An 11395-nucleotide genomic window follows, 5' to 3' on the forward strand; every position below is an offset into this window, starting at 1 on the left:
GCTCATCGATTATTGTTAGGCTATTTGTAATCGCCTCCAAATAGGTAATTTTTTCTTAATAAGGGAACACTACGAATGATGAGTTAGGAGGAGTGCAATGAGTCAAGCGATGAAAATGATATGGATGTACATGATGATTGCGGCGATCATTATTTCTCAGATTACAATAACGAGTCCTGGTCTAGCAAAGACAAGGGATACTACGGTCCAAGACTTGATTGTTTTTCAAAATATCCCTCAAATAGAAACAACTTCAGGGAAATTATTTGTGTTAAAAGCGATCCAAAGATACGAAGATGGTCATTTTGAACACACAACATCAGAGGTAAAATGGCAATCAACGAATCCTAAGGTAGCAAAGGTTGATCAACTAGGAAATGTAAAATTCACGGGTAAGAATGGAAGCGCGCAGATTAAGGTTTCAAAAGGGAATTTAAAAGATCAGATTGGCGTTCGTTACAAGGGGCAAGGTGAACTTGTGAAGAAAAAAGGGAAAAGATATGATGTAATCAATCAAGCGATAAAAAAAATGGCACTGGAAGAAAAGGTTGGTCAAATGTTGATGCCAGACTTCCGAACGTGGGAAGGCAGTCATGTAACGAAAATGCTTCCAGAGATTTACGCACTTGTTAAGAAGTATCATTTAGGTGGGGTTATATTATTCCAAGAAAATGTCGTATCAACAGAGCAAACAACGAGACTTGTTGCGGATTATCAACAAGCAGCTGAGAAATATGGATTGCTGATGACAATGGATCAGGAAGGTGGAGCAGTTACGCGGCTGCAAACTGGAACGGATATGCCTGGAAATATGGCATTGGGTGCCACTCGTTCTCCTGAATTAACTTCGAGGGTAGGACTGGCGATTGGAGAGGAATTAGCCTCACTCGGCATTAACATGAACTTTGCACCTGACATGGATGTGAATAATAATCCTGATAACCCAGTGATCGGGGTTCGATCATTTGGAGAGGATCCAAAGCTTGTGGCTGAACTTGGGACTGCTTACGCTAAAGGGTTGCAAACAGCTGGAGTTGCAGCGACGGCCAAGCATTTCCCGGGGCATGGAGATACCGCTGTCGACTCTCATCTTGGTCTACCTGAAGTACCCTATGACAAAGAAAGGCTAAAAGAGGTTGAACTTTATCCTTTTCAAAAGGCAATGGAGGCAAATATTGATGCGATTATGACCGCGCATGTTACCTTTCCTAAAATCGATAATACAAAGGTCATCTCGCAAAAAACGGGAGAAGAAATTGCACTACCAGCAACATTATCATACAAAGTCTTAACGGAATTGATGAGAAATGAATTGAAATTTGAGGGAGTTATTACGACAGACGCGATGAATATGAATGCCATTGCCGAGCATTTCGGATCAGTCGATGCGGCAATTCGTGCTGTAAAAGCGGGTGCAGATATCGTATTAATGCCTGTTGGTTTGGAAGATGTTGCTGATGGTTTGGTTGAAGCGGTAAAAACAAAGGAACTATCAGAAAAAAGAATTGAACAATCTGTTGAGAGAATTCTTACATTGAAAATAAAGCGGGGAATTATGAAGGAAGAAACACCTCAGCTAATTTCTGAAAAAGTCGCTTATGCGCTGGATGTTATTGGGTCTCCAGAGCATAAACAAATTGAAAAAGAAGCAGCTGAAAAATCGATTACGCTTGTAAAAAACAATCACGTATTGCCGTTACAACTTAATGAAGGGGATGAAATTGTCGTCCTTGGACGAACATATCTCACTGATTTAGCAAACGCGGTTAAAAAACACCATCAACATATAACGGTTATTGAGGCCAATGCAAACTATACTCTAGCAGCTGAACAATTGGAAAGGATTCGTGATGCTAAAGCCGTCATTATCGGATCAGACACTTCGACAGTAGCAGACCGTTTACTTGAGAACCCGCAAATGAAAATGATTAATCAAGTGATTGCTGAAACAAATGCTCCAGTGATCGGAATCGGCATCCGTAATCCATATGATGTTATGGCATTCCCAGCGATTGATTCGTATCTCGCCATGTACGGATTTAGACCGGTAAGTTTTGAAGCCGCTGGAGCCGCTATCTTTGGGGGAATCACTCCTCAAGGTAAGCTACCAGTCGCTATTCCAACACTAGATGGTAGTGGAATGCTATATGAATATGGTCATGGACTTACCTTGTAAAAGAAGGAGGGCTAATGTTGAAGAAAAAGTATCTCGCGATTTTGACCATGGCTCTCATTTTTTCATCACTATCCATTGCTTGGGCGGAAAGCGAGAAATCAAACAAGGATAAAGGAATGGTAGATAAAAAGTTCAAATTAGGCGTTGAAGTATTGCTTACAGAACAAAAGAAGTTACTTCAAGGAAAAAGAGTTGGGCTCATCACGAACCCAACTGGGGTGGATCAGGAGCTTACTAATATTGTTGATCTCTTAAACGACGAAGATGATATGAAACTAACTGCTTTATACGGACCAGAACATGGTGTCCGCGGCTCTGCAAAGGCTGGCGAATATGTGGAGTTCTATATCGATGATAAAACAGGACTCCCTGTTTATAGTTTGTACGGTCAAACAAGGAAACCAACACCTGAAATGCTAGAAAATATTGATGTACTTTTGTTTGACATTCAAGATGTCGGAACACGATTCTACACGTATATTTATACAATGGCCTATGCAATGGAAGCTGCAAAGGAAAAAGGCATCCCAATCATCGTATTAGACCGCCCAAATCCATTGACGGGTACGGCCGTTGAAGGGACCGTTTTAGACATGAAGTATGCTTCTTTTGTAGGGAATTACGCCATTCCACTAAGACATGGAATGACGATAGGGGAATTGGCCCAGCTGTTTAATAGCAAGTTCAAAATCGATGCTGATTTAACCGTTGTCAAGATGAAAGGCTGGAAGCGGGACGTGTATTATGATGAGACACCTTTGCAATTTGTCCTTCCTTCGCCAAACATGCCCACTCTTGATACGGCTATCGTCTATCCGGGCATAGCTTTGTTTGAAGGTACGAATATTTCAGAAGGGAGAGGAACAACAAAGCCTTTTGAACTAATTGGCGCACCATTTATCGATGGAACGGAGTTGGCCCAGCAGTTGAACACGCTCAAATTATCTGGGGTAATTTTTCGGCCGGTATCCTTTACACCGACCACATCTAAGTTTGCTAATCAGCTATCTCATGGTGTGCAGATTCATATAACCGATCGGAAGAAATTTCAACCGTTTGACACAGGCGTTCATATGGTAAAGGCCGTTCATGATTTATATCCAGATCAATTCCAATTCCAAGCTGCAAATCGTGCAGGAATCTCATTTTTTGACCAACTTGTAGGGAATGGTTGGATCCGACAAGGAATTGAAGAAAGACGAAGCGTGAAAGATATGAAGAAGCAATGGGAAAAAGAATTATATGACTTTAAGAAAACAAGGTCTCAGTATTTACTTTATTAATGGAACATCTATAGATGGTGGCAAGACTCGATAATCGACATATAAACAACTTAAAGGTCATCCGATCATAATGTGGATGGCCTTCTTTGTTTTGTATGAATCTGGAGACTTTTTATCTTCAGTGACTATGCGCAACGTTAAGCGCTTGAAATATTAAGATTTTTTAATAACTTTTCAAAATCTTAATATTATTTGAAAAAAATAATGGTAAACTAATAGTAATCACTGTTGAAGAGGGTGGATTTGATGAGTTTTAATCAAGTTAAGGGTGAATTTGTATCGTGCCTTAAGGCGTGTATCATTGCAATCATGATTGTTTTAATTTGCCGTACCTTTCTATTTACGCCCACTTTGGTGAGTGGTGAATCCATGATGCCTAATTATCAGGATGGTAATTATGTAATCATCAGTAAAATGAGTGAGATTGATCGGTTTGATACAGTCGTCTTTCGGGCCCCTAGCGGAGATGGAAACTATGTGAAACGAGTAATTGGTCTGCCAGGGGATACGGTGGAAATGAAAGATGACCTTTTATATATCAATGGAGAACCGAATCCAGAATCCTATTTATTGAAAGCGAAGCAACAACTCAAAGCGACAACGCTGCTGACCGGAGATTTTACCTTAAAAAGTGTGACAGGATTTTCGATGGTCCCTGAAGGATATGTTTTTGTTTTAGGAGATAACCGATTGGTTAGTAATGATAGCAGGTATTTTGGGTATATTCCTATGAAATCCATCATTGGGGAAGTGAAATTCAAGGTGTGGCCATTTAAGAATCAACAGGTAAAATAGAAAGTGATTCATGAAGAGATTTTTTCAACTTTTTCGTCAAGTTATCTTTTATGATATAGATATTTCTAAAAAATTCAAATAATTTTAAATATAAAAAATAGGGATTGACAAAGAGATTAACTGATAGTAATCTATTTTACATAAATGTACAAAAAGACTAATGTGTGGGAGGCGAACGTGATGATGACATTTGTTATACGAGATCATAAACGTAGCAATTTGAATACAATCACAGCCTACCTATGTACTTTGTCTTGACATTTTGACAGAGTTATTAACGGGTGCTTACATCAAGCGCAGGCTGCGAAAATATCGTGGCTTGCGCTTTTTCTATTGTTTGCGTTCTTTTTTGAACGTAAAGGTATGTAAAAGCTTTCGCTATGTGGCGGGAGCTTTTTGTTTTTATTGAAATAGATGCATTCGCATCCTTTCAATATAAGGAAGAAGAACCTTAAGGAGGAACCGAAAATGAAAGTACTTAAAAATGTGAGACTATTCAATGTCTGTGATCCAGAAAGTGGCTAGGAAGAGCTGATTTGAGAACAAGGGAGGAAAATAGATGTTTTCGATTTTTAGAAAATTGTCGTGGTATTTTAAAGAACAATGGAAACGATACACGATAGCGATTTTATTTTTATGCTTGGTAAATATCATGGAGGTCATACCACCTAAGCTGATTGGGATGGCAATTGATGACATTAATAATGGAGCATTAACTCGTGAGGGGATCATTCGGTATATCGTTTATTTAGCAGTCGTTGGCCTAGTAAGCTATCTTTTCGGTTATCTATGGAGTTACTTATTGTTTGGCGGCGGTCACTTGGTCGAACGTAAGCTAAGGACTGGGTTTATGGGACATCTGTTAAAAATGACCCCTACTTTTTATGAAAAAAATCGAACTGGCGATTTGATGGCGAGAGCAACCAATGATTTAAAAGCGATCTCCATGACGGCTGGATTTGGGATATTAACTCTTGCTGATGCTGTTTTGTTTACGTTAACGATAATGCTTGTGATGGGAATGACGGTCAGTTGGACTTTAACAATCGCGGCCGTTTTACCTCTGCCAATTATGGCAGTTATGATGCAAGTATATGGAAAAAGAATTCATAAACGTTTTACAGAAGCACAAACTGCTTTTGGAAATTTAAATGATAAAGTGCTTGAATCCGTTGCGGGGGTTCGGGTGATTCGAGCTTATGTTCAAGAACGGGAAGATGAGCGCCGTTTTGATGAAATGACGGAAGATGTCTATAAGAAGAACCTGGAAGTAGCGAAAATTGATTCACTGTTTGACCCGACTATCTCTATACTTGTTGGAATCAGTTATTTGATTGGTCTTGGGTATGGTGCCTATATGGTGTTTCAGCAGCTAATCACACTCGGCAATCTTGTATCCTTTAATGTCTATTTAGGCATGTTGATTTGGCCAATGATCGCGATGGGTGAGCTAATTAATATCATGCAGCGTGGGAATGCTTCTCTTGATCGTCTCACTGAAACGATGTCCTATGAAGTAGATGTGAAAAATGAACCTAGTGCAGGACTGATTGGTCATCCTGAAGATCTATCATTTGATTCTGTCCACTTTACGTACCCAAAGTCTGAAGTGGTGAACCTAGACCAAGTATCTGTAAAGATTGGACGCGGGCAAACATTAGGAATTGTCGGGAAAACAGGAAGCGGGAAAACGACATTTGTTAAACAGCTCCTACGGGAATACCCGCTTGGAGAGGGCGTACTTTCGATTGCAGGAATCCCTATTAATCAGTTGATGATTGAAGAAGTCCGCGGGTGGATTGGCTATGTACCGCAAGATCATTTTCTTTTTTCAAGATCCGTAAAAGATAATATTTTGTTTGGAAAAATGGATGCTACAGCTGAGGAGTTAGCGAAGGCCATTCGCTTGGCAGATTTCGAGAAAGATCTCGAAATGCTTCCTGAAAAGCTTGAAACACTTGTTGGTGAAAAAGGGGTTGCTCTATCAGGTGGGCAAAAACAACGAATTTCGATTGCGAGGGCATTGATTAAAGATCCAGAGATCTTGATTCTCGATGATTCATTGTCTGCAGTGGATGCGAAAACAGAAACAACTATCATTGAAAATATCCAAAGAGAGCGTGCCAGTAAAACGACGATTATCACGACCCATCGCCTGTCTGCTGTTGCGCATGCCCAATGGATTCTTGTACTCGATAACGGTAAGGTGATTGAAGAAGGTAGGCATGAAGATCTACTTGCTTTAGGCGGCTGGTATAAGAAGCAATATGAACGTCAACAAGTAGAAGCAGGAACTGTGAGGTGAACGTATGAAAGTCGCAAAAAAACTATACCAATATGCAACTCTATATAAAAAATTAATTATTGGTGCGCTCATCCTGTTAACCATCTCCGTAGCCGCTGATTTAACAGGACCGTTCATTGCTAAGAAAATCATAGATTCCCATATTCTAGGCATTGAATCAAAATGGTACGAAACAGAAGAAAGTAAAGACGCTGTTTTTTACCAAGGGAACTGGTATAAACGTACTGACTATTTTACAAATCATGAAACGAGAGGGCAGGAAGTCAGGGTTCTACAAGTTGGGATCAAATTTGTCTTTGTGGAAGGTGCGGTACCGTTTGAAGGTAGCCGGAAATTGGATGGGTCGACGTTAATAATTACGAAAGATGGGCAATCGGAGAGGTTTCCTGCAACTGTTTTAGGAAAACAAGACTTAATGAGCTTTTATCAACCAGAGATTGCTAGAATCCTCATGCTTGTAGCTTTTTATTTCGGTCTTGTTTTAATCTCCTCGCTGTTTCAATTTTTCCAAAGTTATTATTTACAAAAATCAGCAAATCGAATTATTCAACGGATGCGTAATGACCTCTTCACACATATGTCGAGGCTGCCGATTCGCTATTTTGATAATTTACCAGCTGGCAAAGTTGTTGCGAGGATTACGAATGATACAGAAGCAATCCGTGAGTTGTATGTAACGGTTCTTGCGAATTTTTTCTCAAGTACGATTAATATTATCGGGGTGTTCATTGCCTTATTCATCTTGAACCCACCGATCGCACTGGTAGCTCTCGTTCTTGTTCCAATCCTTGTGATTTGGACGATCATTTACCGGAAGTTTGCTTCAAAGTATAACCATATCATTCGAGCAAGAATCAGTGATATTAATGGAATGATCAATGAATCGATTTCTGGGATGACAATCATTCAAGCATTTAACCAAGGAAAAAGTGCAAAGGAATCTTTTGAAAAGTTGAACCAAGAGCATTTTACGTACCAAAATAAAATGCTGAACTTAAATTCACTCACAAGCCATAATTTAATTGGCGTATTAAAAACCATTGCATTGGTGCTGTTCATCTGGTATTTCGGTGGCATGTCATTGACCGTTTCAAGTGCTATTTCTTTAGGGATGTTGTATGCGGTTGTAGATTTTATCAATCGTTTATTGCATCCAGTTCAAGGAATCGTCAACCAGTTCGCAAACCTAGAGCAAGCGTTAGTGGCTGGAGAACGAGCATTCAGCTTGTTGGACGAACCTGGAATTTCAGTCGAGGATCAAAGCATTCCGCGTTACAAAGGAAATGTGGAATTTAAAGATGTGTCATTTGGTTATAAAGAAAATGAATATGTGTTAAAGGATATTACTTTTCAAGCGAAACAAGGGGAAACTGTTGCATTGGTGGGTCACACTGGATCAGGAAAAAGCTCGATTATGAATTTACTATTTCGATTCTATGATACGAATAAAGGGCAAATTATGATTGATGGGAAAAACATTCAAGAAATTCCGCATCAAACCCTTAGGGAGCATATGGGGATCGTGCTTCAAGATCCTTATTTATTCACAGGTACAATTGCCTCCAATATTAACCTTGAAAATGAAGTGATTTCTCGGAGTGAGATTGAAAAAGCACTACGTGATGTTGGTGGAGATAAAGTATTAAGTCACTTATCAAAAGGATTAGATGAACCGGTTATTGAAAAAGGCAGCACGCTTTCATCTGGACAACGACAACTCATCTCATTTGCCCGGGCACTCGCCTTTAACCCGGCTGTTCTCATTTTAGATGAAGCGACCGCAAGCATTGATACGGAGACAGAAGCCATCATTCAGTCTGGGATGGAAGTCTTGAAAAAAGGCAGAACAACTTTCATCATTGCTCATCGACTCTCAACGATTAGAAACGCGGATCAAATTCTTGTGCTTGATAAAGGACGAATTGTTGAAAAGGGAAATCATGATGAATTGATGATTCAAAAAGGAAAGTATTATCAAATGTATGAATTGCAGCAAGGCCAGAAGAATGAGGTTGCAGGATAACAATAAATAGATAGTAGACGGCTTTATACTAATTGGATACTCTTACTATATTAGTAAACGGAGGATTTCTATCTAGTATGGAGCCGTTTTTTTGTATGAAGGACAAGGGGACGGGTCTTCGCGACTTACTCATATAGCTAATCTACTTAGCGGGTATACTTATATGATCGAGAAAGCATCCGAAAATCCGGCTCCGCACCGCCACCTTCATAAGGTGATACAATTTGAAAATCGGAACCTTTTCCATTGTTGACTTCGTTGGGCTTAGAGCAGACGCTCATGGATATTTTTATAGATTAATTGAATGAAATAACGACAAGTTTGGAGAATATGCGTTAATATCTAAAAATACGTGTCAAAATCCCAAAATATGTTTCAAATCCGAAATGCCTCATTTACACGAATTCATTAATCCCCTTATTTAATAAATCGAACTCAAAAATATGCGTAAAAACAAGAAAGTTCTTTTGTCATATCTTTTATATGACAACATATATAGCATGTAAACACTTCTTTAAAAGAATCCATTGTATTTCCTTTATTTGTGTAGTATTTTCATATAAAATGGAAATAAAAAGGCCTGATAGAAAAATAATCTAATTGAATGCAGTGAATGGAGTAGTTTAATGATTCAATCGATGATATTAATCGTACTTTCTTATGCTTTTGGCTGCATAAATGGTGCTTATTATCTTAGTAAATGGAAGATGGGAAAAGATATCCGCGAACTCGGAAGTGGGAATGCTGGGGCAAGAAATGCAGGACGGCATTTAGGGAAAAAAGGGTTTCTTTTTACGGTTGTCATTGATGCTGCCAAGGTGTTTATGGCGTTGCTCATTGTTAGTACCTTAACAGAAGTAAGTGAAATGGTCATGCTATTATGTGCTTTCGGTTTATTAATCGGACATATTTGGCCAATTCAGCTTCAATTTCGTGGTGGTAAAGGAGTCGTGGTTTTTTTAGCCGTTACCCTTTATCTTGTCCCAGTTGCTATTGTGGTGACAGGAATTGTCATGGGAATCGGTTATTTATTGTTACGTAGATTTACCATTCCCGGTATGATATCAATGCTGACAATTCCGATTACTACTTGGATAACTAGACATTCATGGACTTATTCAATAGGCTTGCTGTGTATGTTGATTATTGTGCTATTCGCTCATATACCGAACAGCAGGAAGAAAGAAAACTTAGAAGATATAGGAGAGTGAACATAGTGGAATTTGTTTATAAAATCGCTTCAGAGCAAAATGAGTTCGAGCAAATTTATAAACTTAATTATCAAACATTTGTGGAAGAAATTCCTCAACATAACCAAAACGAACAGCAGCGATTGATTGATCGTTTTGATAAACAAAATACATACATGATTGCTAAGAAAAATCATGAGGTCGTTGGAATGATCGCCGTTAGATCCAACCGTCCCTTTTCATTGGATCAAAAACTAACGAATTTGGACGACTATTTACCAAGTGATGCGAACCCTTGTGAAATAAGACTTCTTACTGTAAAAGATGAATTCAGAAAAAGTCCCGTTTTTTATAAATTAGTTGAAGTGCTAGTCAACTATTGTTTGGAGAAAAAATACAATATGGCGCTCATATCAGGTGTAGAGCAGCAAATCCCTTTATACAAAAGAATGGGTTTTCAAGCGTTCGGGGAGATGGTTGGAACAGAACAAGCCAAGTTTCAGCCAATGTATTTGACAAAAGAGCAATTTGAAAACTCCACAAAGGTGTTCAAGCGGCTAATAGCTAGAAAATCCAATGAATCTAGCAAAGTTTCGTTCCTTCCAGGACCGGTACAGCTTCATCCTGAAGTAGTAAAGACTTTTGCTCTGCCTGCACTCTCACATCGCTCGGGTGTATTTATAAAGGGAGTGGACAAGATACGGAAAACTCTTTGTAACATGACAGAAGCCAAGTATGCACAAGTTGTTGTTGGGACTGGTACATTAGGCAATGATATCGTTTCTGCTCAGCTATCTCAGATTGAAGGCGATGGTTTGATTTTGGCAAATGGTGAATTTGGCTATCGGCTGATTGACCATGCCTCACGCTTTAATTTGTCATTTTTTACGATTGAAAAAGAATGGAATACGCCCATTTCGGTTTCAGAGATCGAACATTTCTTAAGAGAAAACCCGAACATTAAATGGATCTGGACGGTGCATTGTGAAACTTCAACCGGCTATTTATTTGATTTGGAAAAAATCGAAGAGCTTTGTCTTAAGTTTGGTGTTGAATTATGTGTCGACGCATGCAGCTCGGTTGGTGTTGTCCCGGTATCCTTCAAAAATGTACTAATGGCGACGACAGTCAGTGGAAAGGCATTAGGATCATACCCTGGTCTGGTTATAGTTTTTCACCGGGAAAAGCTACGTCCGAATGCTAACGTGCCAAGGTATTTAGATATTGGCATGTATCAAGAGTATGAAGGTGTTCCTTTTACCCATTCTTCTAATTTATTAAAAGCGTTGCACGTTGCATTGCAAAAAGTAGATAGCAGCATAATCGAAACAAAAGCGGCATTCATTAGAAAATTCTTGGAGGAAAATGGCTATAATTATTTAGGAGACGAAGCCTATTCACCAGGCATTATTACCATTTGTTTGCCATTCTATCATTCTTCCAAAATGCTAGGTGATTATTTGAAAAGTAAAAACATCCTTACAAGCTATGAAAGTAACTATTTATTAAAGCGAAACTGGATCCAAATTTCGTTAATGGGTCATCATAGTGACGAATCAATTCGTACTTTGTTTCTTGCTTTGACGCAAGCAAAAACAGCCTTTGCTAGTAAGGTGTGATGGG

Annotated in this window: 7 protein-coding genes; all 7 read left to right on the top strand. The window is 39.0% G+C overall.

Annotated elements, in window-relative coordinates:
• The first annotated feature begins 97 nt into the window (after positions 1–97).
• Positions 98–2176 (top strand): glycoside hydrolase family 3 N-terminal domain-containing protein, encoded by a 2079-nt coding sequence (locus ACIQZI_RS09640; RefSeq protein ID WP_403072446.1) that lies wholly within the window; start codon positions 98–100, stop codon positions 2174–2176.
• 17 nt (positions 2177–2193) lie between these two features.
• Complete coding sequence (locus tag ACIQZI_RS09645; RefSeq protein ID WP_403073964.1) at positions 2194–3459, top strand: exo-beta-N-acetylmuramidase NamZ family protein; 1266 nt, start codon at positions 2194–2196, stop codon at positions 3457–3459.
• A 246-nt stretch (positions 3460–3705) separates the two neighbouring features.
• A complete protein-coding gene (lepB, locus tag ACIQZI_RS09650; RefSeq protein WP_062182488.1) occupies positions 3706–4254 on the top strand; it encodes a signal peptidase I in 549 nt (182 codons plus the stop codon).
• 559 nt (positions 4255–4813) lie between these two features.
• A complete protein-coding gene (locus ACIQZI_RS09655; RefSeq protein WP_403072450.1) occupies positions 4814–6559 on the top strand; it encodes an ABC transporter ATP-binding protein in 1746 nt (581 codons plus the stop codon).
• Between the two features lie 4 nt (positions 6560–6563).
• The gene (locus ACIQZI_RS09660; RefSeq protein ID WP_403072453.1) at positions 6564–8582 is read left to right on the top strand and encodes an ABC transporter ATP-binding protein; all 2019 of its coding nucleotides are present in this window, start codon (positions 6564–6566) and stop codon (positions 8580–8582) included.
• Positions 8583–9208: 626 nt separating this feature from the next.
• On the top strand, positions 9209–9793 hold the full coding sequence (locus ACIQZI_RS09665; protein WP_403072456.1) for a glycerol-3-phosphate acyltransferase: 585 nt from the start codon (positions 9209–9211) through the stop codon (positions 9791–9793).
• Positions 9794–9798: 5 nt separating this feature from the next.
• Positions 9799–11391, top strand: a complete 1593-nt coding sequence (locus ACIQZI_RS09670) for an aminotransferase class V-fold PLP-dependent enzyme (protein ID WP_403072459.1) — start codon at positions 9799–9801, stop codon at positions 11389–11391.
• Positions 11392–11395: the final 4 nt, after the last annotated feature.

Origin of the sequence: Peribacillus sp. NPDC096379 (assembly GCF_044762875.1) — a bacterium.
In the GTDB taxonomy this organism is placed as follows: domain Bacteria; phylum Bacillota; class Bacilli; order Bacillales; family DSM-1321; genus Peribacillus.